Source organism: Arthrobacter sp. 05T442 (genome assembly GCF_056395945.1).
In genome coordinates this window covers 162729-176456 of sequence record NZ_JBFTKM010000003.1, presented here as the reverse complement: position 1 = coordinate 176456, position 13728 = coordinate 162729, and the positions used below count along the sequence as shown (strand labels likewise).

Annotated in this window: 14 protein-coding genes; 11 read left to right on the top strand and 3 right to left on the bottom strand. The window is 65.3% G+C overall.

The features are described from left to right. Nucleotides 1-4: 4 nt before the first annotated feature. The 4 genes from AC1DES_RS05360 to AC1DES_RS05345 all read left to right on the top strand — a co-directional run bounded on the left by AC1DES_RS05360 (nt 5) and on the right by AC1DES_RS05345 (nt 4446). Nucleotides 5-442, top strand: a complete 438-nt coding sequence (locus AC1DES_RS05360; RefSeq protein WP_476894651.1) for an acyl-CoA thioesterase — start codon at nt 5-7, stop codon at nt 440-442. A gap of 113 nt (nt 443-555) precedes the next feature. Next, nucleotides 556-804 (top strand): hypothetical protein, encoded by a 249-nt coding sequence (locus tag AC1DES_RS05355; RefSeq protein WP_476894787.1) that lies wholly within the window; start codon nt 556-558, stop codon nt 802-804. 182 nt (nt 805-986) lie between these two features. Continuing rightward, nucleotides 987-3218, top strand: a complete 2232-nt coding sequence (locus AC1DES_RS05350) for an McrB family protein (protein ID WP_476894650.1) — start codon at nt 987-989, stop codon at nt 3216-3218. Further along, nucleotides 3205-4446: a 5-methylcytosine restriction system specificity protein McrC gene (locus AC1DES_RS05345; protein WP_476894649.1), complete on the top strand. Its 1242-nt coding sequence runs from the start codon at nt 3205-3207 to the stop codon at nt 4444-4446. Before AC1DES_RS05350 ends, AC1DES_RS05345 begins: the two co-directional genes overlap by 14 nt. 2 nt (nt 4447-4448) lie before the next feature. On the opposite strand, the gene AC1DES_RS05340 is transcribed toward AC1DES_RS05345, so the two are convergent. From AC1DES_RS05340 to AC1DES_RS05330, 3 genes are all read right to left on the bottom strand, one after another. After that, the gene (locus AC1DES_RS05340) at nt 4449-4766 is read right to left on the bottom strand and encodes a hypothetical protein (RefSeq protein WP_476894648.1); all 318 of its coding nucleotides are present in this window, start codon (nt 4764-4766) and stop codon (nt 4449-4451) included. Between the two features lie 175 nt (nt 4767-4941). Next, complete coding sequence (locus AC1DES_RS05335; RefSeq protein ID WP_476894647.1) at nt 4942-5406, bottom strand: very short patch repair endonuclease; 465 nt, start codon at nt 5404-5406, stop codon at nt 4942-4944. Nucleotides 5407-5493: 87 nt separating this feature from the next. Next, the gene (locus tag AC1DES_RS05330) at nt 5494-5928 is read right to left on the bottom strand and encodes a pyridoxamine 5'-phosphate oxidase family protein (RefSeq protein WP_476894646.1); all 435 of its coding nucleotides are present in this window, start codon (nt 5926-5928) and stop codon (nt 5494-5496) included. Between the two features lie 321 nt (nt 5929-6249). Between AC1DES_RS05330 and AC1DES_RS05325 the strand changes: the two genes are divergently transcribed. From AC1DES_RS05325 to AC1DES_RS05295, 7 genes are all read left to right on the top strand, one after another. Further along, a complete protein-coding gene (locus tag AC1DES_RS05325) occupies nt 6250-6768 on the top strand; it encodes a DUF6318 family protein (protein WP_476894645.1) in 519 nt (172 codons plus the stop codon). Nucleotides 6769-6866: 98 nt separating this feature from the next. Continuing rightward, a complete protein-coding gene (locus AC1DES_RS05320; RefSeq protein ID WP_476894644.1) occupies nt 6867-7700 on the top strand; it encodes a hypothetical protein in 834 nt (277 codons plus the stop codon). A gap of 411 nt (nt 7701-8111) precedes the next feature. Then, nucleotides 8112-9182 carry an alkene reductase gene (locus AC1DES_RS05315; RefSeq protein WP_476894643.1) on the top strand — a complete coding sequence of 357 codons (1071 nt, stop codon included), beginning with the start codon at nt 8112-8114 and terminating at the stop codon, nt 9180-9182. A gap of 308 nt (nt 9183-9490) precedes the next feature. Further along, nucleotides 9491-10198 carry a GntR family transcriptional regulator gene (locus tag AC1DES_RS05310; protein ID WP_476894642.1) on the top strand — a complete coding sequence of 236 codons (708 nt, stop codon included), beginning with the start codon at nt 9491-9493 and terminating at the stop codon, nt 10196-10198. 190 nt (nt 10199-10388) lie between these two features. After that, nucleotides 10389-11393: a sugar phosphate isomerase/epimerase family protein gene (locus AC1DES_RS05305; protein WP_476894641.1), complete on the top strand. Its 1005-nt coding sequence runs from the start codon at nt 10389-10391 to the stop codon at nt 11391-11393. A 96-nt stretch (nt 11394-11489) separates the two neighbouring features. Then, on the top strand, nt 11490-13247 hold the full coding sequence (gene dhaL, locus AC1DES_RS05300; RefSeq protein ID WP_476894640.1) for a dihydroxyacetone kinase subunit DhaL: 1758 nt from the start codon (nt 11490-11492) through the stop codon (nt 13245-13247). Beyond that, nucleotides 13244-13726 (top strand): ribose-5-phosphate isomerase, encoded by a 483-nt coding sequence (locus tag AC1DES_RS05295; protein WP_476894639.1) that lies wholly within the window; start codon nt 13244-13246, stop codon nt 13724-13726. Before dhaL ends, AC1DES_RS05295 begins: the two co-directional genes overlap by 4 nt. Nucleotides 13727-13728 lie beyond the last annotated feature (2 nt).

The window sequence follows — 13728 nt, the reverse complement described above, 5'->3', positions numbered from 1 at the left end:
GCCCATGCGCTGGGGCGACATGGACGCCTACGGCCACATCAACAACGTCCAGATCGTCCGGATCCTGGAGGAGGCCCGGATCGCGGCCTTCGGCCCTCCGCGCGGACCCGGGCTGCCCGGGATCGAGCCGCCGGTGTCGCTCTTCAACGACGTCCCGGAAGGCACCCTCGCGCTGGTGGTGGACCACAAGATCCGCTACGTCAGGACCCTCGAATACCGCAACGTGCCCGCCGTCGTCCAGCTGTGGATCGGCGCGGTCAAGGGAGCCAGTTTCGATATCCACTACCTCATCCGGGACTCCGTTACCGGCGAGGATTGCGTGCGGGCCACGAGCCACCTGGCGTTCGTTGACGAGGCGAGCGGCCGCGTGCTTCGGCTGACCCCCGAGCAGAAGGAACGGCTCGCACCGTTCACCGTCACGCACGCAGCGGCCGGCCGCTGACGGCGGGCCGGCCCGACCGGTCCCATCGCCTCTACCTCCGCGTCGGGATCGCTCCTACAATGAACAACCCGGCAACACCCACCCGGAAGCAAGGAGCTGTGATCACGGTGAACATGCGCAAGAAACACATCCGGAAGAAGAAGACGTGGAAGGAACTCTCGCCGATGGCGCGGTTCGGGACCATCCTGGGAGCAACCATCCAGTTTGCCCTCCTGATCGCCGCGCAACGGGACATTTCACGCCGGCCGGCGGCGGAGATCCGCGGCAGCAAGGCAATGTGGCGGGCGGCCACGCTGATCAACTTCGTCGGCCCAGGCTGCTACTTCACCTTCGGCCGGAAGCGGCTCCCCGCCACCAAATAGCCGGCAAACGGCTGACGGACATCTACGAAACAGCCGGCAAGCAGCGGCCGAACGTCCGCCAGGCGCCAGCCGGGCGACGCTCTCCGGCTGGCCGCCCGGCTCCGGCGTAGCTTGGGATACTGTCCGGTAGCCCCGGGCTGGGCTTGATGCGCACGTTCAGCTTAAGCCTGTAAATTGAACGTATGACCCCAACCAAAAAGCCTGCCATGCACCGCGCCCTCGGCATCTCCAAAGAGATCGAAGACGCGGCGTGGTTTGTTCTGGGGCCCGGGCTGCACGGCAAAGCATCGGCCCTGGACGGCCGTACCAGAACATGGTCGGTCCCGGCCGCGGCCGAGTTGCTGAGCCGTCTCGAACGGGGCGTTCCCGACCCCAAAGCGCCCATGATGACCAACCTCCGCCAGAACCTTGAGGGTGCGTCGCGGGGGGCCAAGCAGCTCGCTGTCGAACTGCTGTTCCTCCAGTCCCTGCCGCTCGCCCACGAGGTGAAATCGCTCAAGGTCAAGCGTGCCCGCGTCGCCGAGGCCGCATCCTGGCTGGAGCCTCCGCTGGAGCTTCCGGACGAGCTCTACGCCGGCATGACAGACCATGGCGTCATCCGGGACCGCACCGCCGAGTTCAACTGGACCATCTGGGACCACCTGAAATGGCTGTGCCGGTTCGTCAGGCATGTGGCCGCGCAGTCCTCGACTACGGTCACGGCGGCAGTCAAAGACCCCCTCGCTTTCCACCGCCTCGTTGCCGGGACTCCGGACGACCAGCCGGCCATCCGCCGCAGCATCGAGTTCCTGGTCTGGCCGAGCTACTTCGAGCCCGTCGTGGCCGACGTCGAACGGCAGGAGATCCGCGACGCGTTCGCGTCCCTGGTGGGCGGCGCGAAGGGGGACAGCGACGAGGAAGTCTCGGCTGACATCCACCGCATCCGTCTCCACCTCGACGAGCAGGCCGGCCAACGGATCGACTGGTACTCCCGCCAGCTCGTAAGCCAGTGGCGCAAGGTCGGCGATCCGGGCCGCCGCGCCTGGCTGCTGCGTACCCACCATGACAACGCCGAACTGCAGGGCGCCTGGCGCGCCGAGGAAACCGTGACGCTCGACGTCGAGCACCTCCGCCTGCTGGATCCGGGCGTCACGGCGGGGCTGGTCCAGCACGCCGTCGACGAGGACTACAAGCACCTCGGCTACGTCGAGCGCGAGGACACGAAGACCGCCATCTTTGCCTTCCTGACCGTGATGAAGCCGGGCGACCTCGCCCTCTACCAGACCTCCGGCACGGTCCGGGTTGGCGTGGTGCTCGGGGAACCGGAGCACCGGGAGGACAACCGCAGGCTGCACCGCAAGGTCCGCTGGTTCGACGAGACGCACGAAGTGTCCGGGCTTCCCCGGCACGTGCAGCGCCAGCTGACCACCCCCGGCAACATCGTGGACATCACCCGCGTCATCCAGGCCCTCGAAGCCCTGCTGCCCGCAGAAGCCGAAGCTGACGAGAACGACGGCGCCGAGCCGGCCGCCGTCGTCGAACCTGCCTGTGACGGTTTCCGGCCCCTGACGCCCGAGTTCGCCGAGTCCTTGCATATGGATCTGGAGCCGCTGCAGGAGATCGCCGAACTCCTCGAAGAGAACCGGCAGCTGGTGCTGTACGGGCCGCCGGGAACCGGAAAGACGTACCTCGCCAAACACCTGGCGGCCGAGCTCGCCGGCGACACCACGGATGAGCGGGTCAAACTCGTCCAGTTCCACCCGTCGTACGCCTACGAGGACTTCTTCGAAGGCTTCCGCCCGGACAAGACGGACGAGGGCCAGGTGTCCTTCAAGCTCGTGGCCGGACCGCTGCGGCGGCTCGCCGAGGAAGCGGCCAAACCCGGCAACGAGAACAAGCCGTACTTCCTGATCATCGACGAGATGAACCGTGCGAACCTGGCCAAGGTCTTCGGCGAGCTGTACTTCCTGCTCGAATACCGCGATGACCGGATCTACCTTCAGTACAGCCCCAACGAGCCGTTCACGCTGCCGGACAACCTTTACATCATCGGGACCATGAACACCGCGGACCGCTCCATCGCGATGATGGACGCAGCGATCCGCCGCCGCTTCTCCTTCATCGAACTGCACCCGAAGACGGAGCCCGTGAAGGGTTCGCTGTTGCGCTTCCTGCAGGCCAGGGACCTGGATACGACGCCGGCCCTGCTCCTGGATGCCCTCAACGACGCGATCGACGAGTGGGACCGGGACCTCATGATCGGCCCGTCGTATTTCATGAAGAAGTCTGCCCAGACCCCGAAGGGGCTGCGCCGGATCTGGAAGTACGAGCTCATGCCGCTGCTGGAGGAGCACTATCACGGCCAGCTCAACCGCGCCCAGCTCGAAGAGCGCTTCGGACTGGAACAACTGCTCGGCCGCCTTGCGCACGTCTAGCCTGGGTGCCTCGCCGCTGCGCCGGATCGTCCTCGATGAGCTGTCGGCAGGCGTCGTGGAACGGCTCGATCCGGGCAGCGCCGCGTACGTCAACGGCACCGGCCTGGCCAAGGCCTCGCCGATGGGGATGGGCCTGTACCGGATTGAACCGGTGGGCAAGGTCGGTTCGGTGCGCACGCCCACGGTGCAGCTGGAGGTCCGGCCGAAGGAACGGCTGGGCCTGGGCCGGCTCCTGTTCCTGCTCGGCTACGCGGGGGACCAGGGTTTCCGGGACGATTCCGTCGCGGCGGTCGAGGAGACGGACCTGTGGAGCGCGCTGGCGGAATCGCTGGCGCAACTTGCCGAACGCGCGCTGAGCCGCGGCGTCCTCCAGGGCTATCTGACGGTGGAGGAATCGCTCCGGACGGTCAAGGGCCGGATCCGGATCTCGGACCAGGTCTCCCGCCGCCCCGGCATGCTGGTCCCGCTGGAGGTCTCCTACGACGAGTTCACGGAGGACATTGCCGAAAACAGGATCCTGCGCGCCGCGCTGGTGCGGATGTCCCAGGTGCCGGGGGTGCGCCCTGAAGTGCTCAGCCGGCTGCGGCAGCTGAAGGGAAAGCTCGACGCCGTGACGCGCCTTCAGTCCGGCGCGCCCCTGCCGCAGTGGCGGCCCAGCCGGATGAACACGCGCTACCACGCGGCCCTCCGGCTCGCCGAAGTGATCCTGCGGAACGCCTCGTCGGAGGCCGGCGACGGCAAGCAGCAGTCGGCGTCGTTCGTGGTGGATATGGCCAAGGTGTTCGAGGACTTCGTCGGGACCGCACTGCGGGAAGCCATGGCGGCCTACCAGGGGGAGATGCGGCTGCGCTTCAACGCGCTGCTGAACGAGGCGGTCCGCGACTCGGACCGGATCGTGGTGCAGCCCGGCGCCGTGCACTTCCTGGGCGGGCGGCCGGTGATGGTGTACGACGCCAAATACACGGCGGCTGCGGACATCGGCGCGTCCCTGTCCGCAGACCACTACCGGATGCTGGCCTACTGTACGTCCCTGCGCGTGCCCACGGCGTGGATGATTTACCCGGGCGCAGGGGAAATCAAGCTGCGCCGCATTCTCAACACCGACATTGACATCGTGGAATTTCCGTTGGATTTGTCCCTGCCGCCCTCCGAGATCCTCGCCTCAGTGGCTGACCTCGCCCAGCAGTCGTGGGGCGAAGTGTTGCGGCAGGCCAAAATAGACCGCTGACGTTAGGCGGATTCATCCTGCACGATGGATGCCATCAGCAGGTGCTTCAACAGGGCCTTTTCCGGCTGGCCGGGATGTTCTGCGACATGCCGGCGGAGTCTTTCGCGCACTTCCGCTTCTGCGGGGCCGGTCTCAGCGAGAATTTCATCAATGATCGAAGTCACCTGCAGCCGCAGGGGTTCGAGGTCGTGCTCTGCCTCGCTGGGCTTAGCCGGGATCGCGGGGGAGCTGCTGTCTCCGGGCCGCCGGAATTCCAGAATCGTGGATTCGGTGGATGGCTGCGATGGCGGCGTGGCGCTGTCCAGTGGCTGGTTCGACATCAGCAAGTGAGGCATCTTGCGCTCTCCCGTAGGTGTAGTAGTACCGACGGTACTAACCGAATAGAGTCTAAATCCCCCGAATGGGATAGTAGCCGAGAGAGATCGCCCTGTCTCGTTTAGCCACACCATGATTGTCGGTGTCGCGTGAACGCAAAGCCGACCATGCCGTGGCAGGTCACGAGGCCTGGGAATCGCGAGGGCCGGTCGCCGGATCCCCGGTCCCGAGCAGAAACGCGTCCAATTGGTGCTCCAGCGCTGACTGATCCTTCAGCTCGCATTCCCACACGGTGAGTACCGCCCAGCCGGCACTTTCGAGCAAGCGCCGTTGCTCGGCGTCGCGGTTCCGGGTCCGGGTTCGTTTGGTTTCCCAGAACTCAGCGTTGGATTTGGGCGCGTGCTGCCCTACCCGGCAGTCATGGAAATGCCAGAAACAGCCGTTGACGAAGATGACTTTGTGGCGGCTTGCGAACACGAGATCAGGGTTGCCGGGCAGCCGTCCGCCCCGGGCGGTGCCGTGGAGGCGGTACCGGTAGCCCTTTGCATGGAGCAGTCTTCGGACCAGCAATTCAGGCTTGGTGTTCTTGCCGCGGATACGGGACATGTTCCAGCTGCGCCGCTCAGGTGTCAGCTTGTCCGCCATCGTTTAAGTCTAGGCGGCGCACGGTCCGCCCGCGCCGGGTTGGGGGTTCCGGCGGGCTCGCCGCGATTGGGGCGCGGGGGACCGGCGCTAGATTTCCCGTTCCGGGTGTTCGCCGAACTGGAAGTGCCGGCCGCTGACCGACGTCGGCTCAATCTCGACGTAGAAGTCCTTCAATGTCGGTACCCAGGGCTTCAGCCCGAGCGCCTCGGCTGCAGCGATATCTGCGGACTGGTCGAGCACCCTGGCGGTACCGCGGAGAACCACAGACCATGCTTCCTCGGACAGGATGCCGTCAGTTTCGAAGAGCACTTTGGAATTGATGGTGAGTTCGGCCAGTTTGTTGCCGGGGGCCGTGCGAAGGAACAACTTCTTGCCGCTGACCGCGTAATTCACGGGGAAGATGTCGGGCTCGCCGGCCACGGTGACTACGAGTCTGCCGTGCTTTGTGCCCTCAATCAGTTTCCAGTTCTGTTCTTCATCCAGATTGAGGATGGGATTGCCGTCTGCATGTTCGAACATCATGGGTTCATTGTTCTGTCCGCTGTAGAGAAACGCTAGAGGCCAATGGGCCCGAGTGTCGATCTTGAGATTTCCTTGCAAGCCTGTGGATAACCTTGACCGCCAAAATGTGATGTCGGTTACCCTTAAGCATTGTTTGGACTCAGGCGTCTTGATTTTCTATCGGGGGAGTAGCTGACCATGACATCTCGCACTTCGACTTCCAGGCGCCAGCGCACGGTTGTAGCCGCGATTGTCACGGCCTTCCTGCTCTCGATCACCGCCTGCATCGGCGGGGGAGCGCCGCCGCCAGCCTCGCCGGCCGATGAGTCTTCGAGCCCGTCGGTGTCCTCCACCCCCACTGCGACGCCAACACCGACGGCCACCTACAAGCCTGCCGATGCAACAGGCAGGGCGCAAAATGTCCCCGTTCCCGTACTGCCGGAGGCTGCAAAGGCGGAGACGAAGGAAGGACTCGAGGCGTTCGCGCGGTACTGGTATTCGACGCTCTCATACGCATACGAGACCGGAGACATGGAACCGCTGGAATTGGTATCGAGTCCGACATGCGTCTCTTGTGGACGGGTGAAGGAAGTTGTCCAAGGATGGTACTCCGAGGGTAGATGGTTGGCCGGCGGCAAAATGGTTGTGGAGGGTGTTCAATCCAATTTCATTGAAACAAATCCGGCTGAGTACCAAGTGCTGATTCAGGTGTATCAGGAAGCCATGTCCTATTACCGCGGGGACAAGACACTGGACGAAACGACCGAACGAGGCCCCGCAACTGGCGACATAATGATCGCGTTGTATGGAGGCGGAGCGTGGAGGGCCGTGACCGTTGAGCACTTGGCCAAGAGCCAGTGAGTACCATCGCCAGCAGAGCTCTTCGACTCCTTGCAATACTCATTCTTCTTTCCGGATCACCAGCATTCGAGGCGAGGGCCGACTCTATGGACTCTCCCGTGAAAGGGCGCTGGGACCAGACCGGGGTCACCGTATCTTCATGGCACCTCGACCCTGATTCAGGTGTCTGGGTGGACGCGCCAGGTGCTCTAGCGGAAGACCCGAACATCTATAGATTTGAATATCTATGCCTTGACGCCACAAAGAACAACTTCGACATTGCTTGTCTGACCGGTGCGGTGCGCTGCGACCAAGGGAACGACGGGCGTCCCGTCAGGTGGTACTCATCGCTGAAAGTCTTCACTCCCCCGATATGGTCAACGATTCGTCCCGACAGGTGTGTGTATTCCGAGAATCCTGATGATGTATTGGGCAGAATCGCGGCGCAAATCCAAACCGCGTTCGAGCAGCTACCCGTCAATCCTGGCAACTCTGTTATTCAGCCGAGCCCGCACACTCTCAGAGGTGCCGAGACAAACTTCTATGCGGTAGCCGTCGAACAATCATTCGCCATCGACATGCTGGGTCAAAGTGTCTCCATCGTTGCAAAGCCCGTGCAGTACACCTGGAACTATGGCGACGGCACGTCGCTCGGACCGCAGACTGCATCGGGCGGACCCCTCCCACAGGATCGCTGGGGCGAAAAGACGCCCACCAGCCACGCCTACACGCAGACCGGCGATTTCTCAGTGGTGTTGACCACGCATTTCCAAGGCACCTACTCCGTGAATGGTGGGCCGGCGCTGCCCATCCCAGGCCAAGGCCAGTTCAGCTCACCGCCGCAGACGGTCAGCGTCTGGCGCTCAATCACCCGGAACTACGCCGACGACTGCCTCCAAAACCCGCAAGGTCAGGGTTGTCCAGGCGTCGCACCCTCAGCTCCGGCAGGCTGAACCGGCCGCCCTGCTGGTGCCCGACAGAACCGAACTCGACGCAGACGTCATCATTTACGCCACCGGCTATGGGTCCATGAACGGCTGGCTGGCCGATCTGGTCTCACCCGAGGTGGTCGACGGCGTCGGCAGCTTCGTCGGGGGAGGCGCACCATGTGCGCGGTCCGGGCTCGGACGACGTCAAGGTCCGGGTGCTGGAACTGGCTGCAGAGGCGGGCCGGCGCGGCCTTTGGACGTGACGGTGTGAAAGCCGTTCTGGACGCGAGGCCGACGTCGTGAACCCCGCGGGCGCCCTCGTAACGTAGCGATCTGGGGACGTCCGCCCGTAGTGATCCGAGTCTCATCAGGAATAGTTGCAGCCGCCTTGCAGTTTCCGCCAGTGAACCCATTCCACTGTGAAAGGAATTGCGCATGCTTTTTTCCCCGATGACCCTTGGCGAGCTGGAACTGCCCAACCGGCTCGTGATGGCGCCGCTGACCCGGCTTCGGTCCGGCCAGGAAGGAATCCCGGGACCGTTGGTTGTTGAGCACTACCGCCAGCGGGCCTCGCTCGGCCTGATCGTCAGTGAAGGCACCTACCCGAGCCCCGCCGGCCGGGGCTTCCCAGGCCAGCCCGGTCTGGTGACCCCCGAACAGCTCAAGGGCTGGTCCGAGGTCACTGCGGCCGTCCACGCCGAAGGCGGCCGGATCTTCGCCCAGGTCATGCACGCCGGCCGGGTCACCCACCAGGACACGACTGGCGGCCATGAAGTTGTCGCGCCCAGCGCCATCGCGATCGACGGCGAAACCCGCACCTACGCCGGCAAGAAGCCTTTCCCCGTCCCGCGCGCCCTCGCCACCGAGGAACTGCTGGGAATTGTCGAGGAATTCGTCACGGCGTCCCGCAAAGCCGTCGAGGCAGGGTTCGACGGCGTGGAGCTGCACTCCGCCAACGGTTACCTGCTCCACGAATTCCTGACCCCGGCGGCCAACCAGCGCGACGACATCTACGGCGGTTCCCCGGAGAACCGCGTCCGCTTCGTCATTGAAGTGGCCGAAGCCGTCGTTGCAGCCCTCGGCGCAGACCGCGTGGGCATCCGCATTTCGCCGGAGCACAACGTCCAGGGCGCTCTCGAACTGGATGCGGCCGATGTGCAGGAGACCTACGGCCGGCTCGTCGACGGTCTGGCTCCCTTGAAGCTGGCGTACCTCAGCGTCCTTCACAAGGAGCCCACGAGTCCACTGGTCCAGGACCTCCGCGCGCGCTTCGGCGGAACGTTCCTCGTCAACACGGGCTTTGGCGTCGTCACGACGCGCGATGAGGCAGTGGCGCTCGTGGCGGACGGTCACGCTGACGCCGTCGTCGTCGGACGCCCGGCCATCGCGAACCCGGACCTGGCCCGCCGCTGGCGCGAAGGCCTGCCCGTCAACGAGCCCGATCCGTCCACGTTCTACGCGGACGGCGCCACGGGCTACACGGACTACCCGGCGTACCAGAACTAGGGCCGAGCCAGGCCCCGTCGCCGGGGGACATGTCCATCGGCAGCCACCAACAGTGGGCAGAACACCATTCTGCCCACTGTTGGTGTTTAAGAATGGGCATGTCCCCCGGAGTGGGATTCGAAGAATGAGCATGTCCTTCGCGCGCTCCCTAGATCCGAAGAATGAGCATGTCCTTGGCGCCTGCCCGGGCGCGGGGACGAAAAATGAGCATGTCCTTGGCGCCTGCCCGGGCGCGGGGACGAAGAATGAGCATGTCCGGAGTTCGGGCCGGAGGACCTCCGCTTCGGCCAGTCCTATAGGATTTGAACATGCAACCAGCTTCCGGGCACCTGCCTAAGATCCGCGCCGCAGGCCGAACCGTCAGCCGCCAGGTCCTGGCTGATCACGTCTACGAGGAGCTTCTGGCCTCGCTCATGGATGGTCGGCTCGAACCCGGGGCGGTGGTGAGTATCGACGGCACCGCCAGGGAACTCGATGTGTCACCGACGCCGGTACGGGAAGCGCTCGCCCGGTTGGAACACACCGGAATGGTGCGCCGCGTGGCACTCAAGGGCTACCGGGTCGCGCCCGTCTTCACCCGGGAAGACTTTGCTGAGCTCATGGAGGCACGCCTGGCGATTGAGCCCGTCAATGCCCGTCTCGCGTGCGCCCAGTTGACCCCAGAGCACCTCGCCGAGCTGGGGCGGGCAGTCGCCGACCTCAAAACAGCGCCGCGAGGTCCGTCGTTTGCCGAATATCGCGACTACTTGGAAGCGGACGAGAGGTTTCACCGGCTGATCGCGGAATTTACCGGCAACCAGTTCATGGTTGCCGCCTACGCGGCCCTCGGAGGACAGGTGCAGCGCTTCCGACTCTTCGGGGGCGTGGGCATCACCGACGCCGAGTTTGCCATTGCCGAGCACCAGTCCGTCCTGGATGCCTTCGTCTCCGGTGACCCGGAAAAGGCAGCACTTGCCATGGCCGATCACGTGCAAAAGGTGCGTGGCCGCGCCATCGCCGACGCCCCCGCGGGCTGACCGAGGGCCGGATTCGCCCTCCGTCTGCGCAGTCCGCAAGCGTTCCCCTTAGGGATGCACGGGGGACTCGTCCGCGCCGCGACGGCTCCCTGTAGGATCTTCGATTCCCGCCGGTTTCCGCAATGTGATCTTGACAACACTCCTTTGATAGTAAATCCTATAGGAAACAGGATTCCACAAGGAGTGAACCATGGCCTATATAGCCGAGAACTGGCCGATCACCGCAGCCCTGCTGCAGTTCCCCGGCGTCGATGCCACGGGAACCGAGATCAACGACGCCGACGCGGCGGCCTGGGCCGCTGTGCTTCAGGAGGTCAAGGATGCCGGCTTCACCAACGCGGACCTCACGGACAGCTGGGTGCGTCCGGGCGACCTGAGCTCCGCCCGTCTCGCAGAATTCAAGGAGACCGCAGAGAACGTCGGCATAGGCATCCCCGTCATCTCCGCGATCCGCCGCAGTGTCATCGAGGAGCGGAACTGGGAAGCCAATCTGGCGTACAGTCACCGCACGATCGACGCCGCCGCCGAACTGGGCTGCGAGGTGGTCTCCTTAGGACTGCACCAGGCCCTCACCCCCGAGCAGCAGAAGCAACTCTGGTTCTGGACCGTCGAAGGACACAAAGACCCGGTGGGGGACAAAGAGACCTGGGGCAAGGCCGTCACCCGCCTCCGGGAACTCGGCCGGCACGCAGCGGAGGCCGGGATCCTCCTCTCGCTCGAAATGTACGAGGACACGTATCTGGGCACCGCGGATTCGTCCGTCCAGCTGGTCCAGGACATCGGACTGGACAACGTTGGCCTGAACCCCGATCTGGGCAACCTGATCCGGGTCCACCGCCCGATCGAGGACTGGCGCGAGATGGTGGCCAAGACCCTCCCGTACTCCAACTACTGGCACATGAAGAACTACATCCGCGATGAGGACGTGGCCCGCGACAGCTACGTGGCAATGCCCGCCCCGATGGAAAGCGGCCTGATCAACTATCGCGAGGCCTTCCGGATCGCCCTGTCGGTCGGTTTCCAGGGCATCCTCTGCACCGAGCACTACGGCGGCGACGGTCTCAGCGTGACGGCTAGCAACCAGGACTACCTCCGACGCCGGATCCTGCCCAGGACCGACGGCTATACCCTCGGCCAGAGCCAGGTTGCACAGGGCCGGCAGAAGCCCGCCACTGCGGAACTCGCCAGCGTCTGACTCGGCGCTTGGTGCGGCCGTCAAGCTATTTGGGGGCGGCCGCACCATCCAGCTCCACCGCAGCAATACTTCCCACCACGGATTCAATGAGGAACCATGACCCAGATCTTCGACAACCCCGCTGACTTTGCGGATGAAGCGTTGGACGGCTTTGTGGCAGCCAACCGCGGGTACGTTGCCCGCGTGGACGGCGGCGTCGTCCGCTCCACCGAGGTACCGGCCGGGCAGGTGGCACTCGTGGTCGGCGGCGGGTCCGGCCACTACCCGGCCTTCGCCGGACTCGTGGGACCCGGACTCGCCGCGGCCTCGGCCTGCGGCAACATGTTCGCATCCCCGGCCGCCGGCCAGGTCTACCGGGTGGCCAGGGCCGCCAGCGCCGGCGGAGGGGTGCTGCTTAGCTACGGCAACTACGCCGGAGACGTCCTGCACTTCGGCCAGGCCCAGCTCCGCCTCAACGCGGAAGGCATCGAAACCCGCACTGTCCTGGTCACGGACGACATCGCCAGCGCCCCGCTCGACCAGATCGAGAAGCGCCGCGGAATCGCCGGCGACCTGACGGTCTTCAAAATCGCGGGCGCCGCCGCCGAGGCCGGCTTGGACCTGGACACCGTTGAACGGCTCGCCATCCGGACGAACTACCGCACCCGGTCGCTGGGGGTGGCCTTCGACGGGTGCACCCTGCCGGGCGCCGACGCCCCGCTGTTTTCCGTACCCGCGGGACAGATGTCGCTGGGCCTGGGCATCCACGGCGAACCGGGGATCTCCGAGCACCCGATGCCCACCGCCTCTGAACTCGCCGAACTTCTGGTCACCAAACTGCTCGCCGACAAGCCGCACGACGCCGGCAGCCGGGTCGTGGCGATCGTCAACGGCCTCGGCACAGTCAAGTATGACGAGCTGTTCCTGCTGTTCGGAAAAATCGAAAAGCTCCTCCTCGCGGCCGGACTCACCGTGGTGGAACCGGAATGCGGCGAGCTCGTCACCAGCCTGGACATGTCCGGGCTTTCCCTGACCCTGCTCTGGCTCGACGACGAACTTGAGCGGTACTGGGCGGCCCCGGCAGACACCCCGGCATTCCGCAAGGGCAACCTGGCACCGCGTGCCCTCCGCCAGCTGGCCGTTGCGGACGCGGAAGCAGCGTCCGACGTCGAACGCCCCACCGCCGCCGCGGCAGAACTCGGACGGCAGGCAGCCGCCATGCTCCGTCAGGTGCGGGACGTCGTCGTCGAGCACGAGGACGAACTGGGCCGGCTGGACGCGATCGCCGGCGACGGCGATCACGGCATCGGGATGCGGCGCGGCGTCGACGCGGCGGTCGCAGCCGCTGAGCGGGCGGCCGCGGGCGACGGCGGCGCATCGGCCGCGCGCGTCCTGGCGTCCGCCGGGGAGGCCTGGAGCGAACGCGCCGGCGGTACCTCCGGCGCGCTCTGGGGATCGGCGGTCATCGCTGCAGGACTGGCCCTGGGAAATCGGGACAGCTACAGCGGCGAGGACGCGGCAGCCACGATCACCGCTTTCGTCGGTGCGATCACCGAACTCGGCAAGGCGGAACCGGGGGATAAAACCATGGTGGACGCCTTGCTGCCCTTCAGGGATACCTTCCTCACGGCGTCCGACGACGGCGCTACCGTGGCCGAAGCGCTCGCCGCGGCCGCCGCCGCCGCCCGGACCGCCGCGGACGCCACCGCCAAACTTCGCCCCCTGAAGGGTCGTGCCCGGCCGCTCGCCGAAAAGAGCCTGGGACATCCCGACCCGGGAGCAGTTTCATTCGCCCTCATCGCAGCAAGGATTTCCGCACACACCGACAGCCGGCTCGCTAACCCCGAACCGGCCCAGCAAGGAGCACAGGCATGAGCACAGCAGCAGGCTGGCGCATCGTCGTCGGAAACGACGAAGCCGGCGTCGAATACAAGAGCGCACTCAAGGCACTGCTCGAAGCGGATCCCCGCGTCGCGTCCGTGCAGGACATCGGCGTCGGCGCCAATGACTCCACCGCATACCCGCACGTCGCCGTTGAGGCCGCCCGTAAGGTGGCCGAGGGGGACGCCGACCGTGCCCTGCTGATTTGCGGCACCGGCCTGGGGGTAGCCATCGCCGCCAACAAAGTCCCCGGCATCCGCGCCGTCACCGCACACGACAGCTACTCTGTGGAGCGGTCCGTGCTCAGCAACAACGCCCAGGTCCTCACGCTCGGGCAGCGCGTCATCGGCCTGGAACTCGCCAAGAAACTCGTCAGCGAATGGTTGGGCCACCGCTTCGACGAAACCTCTTCCTCCGCCGCCAAGGTGGACGCCATCTGCTCCTACGAGCCCGAATACACGAAGGCAGTCTGACC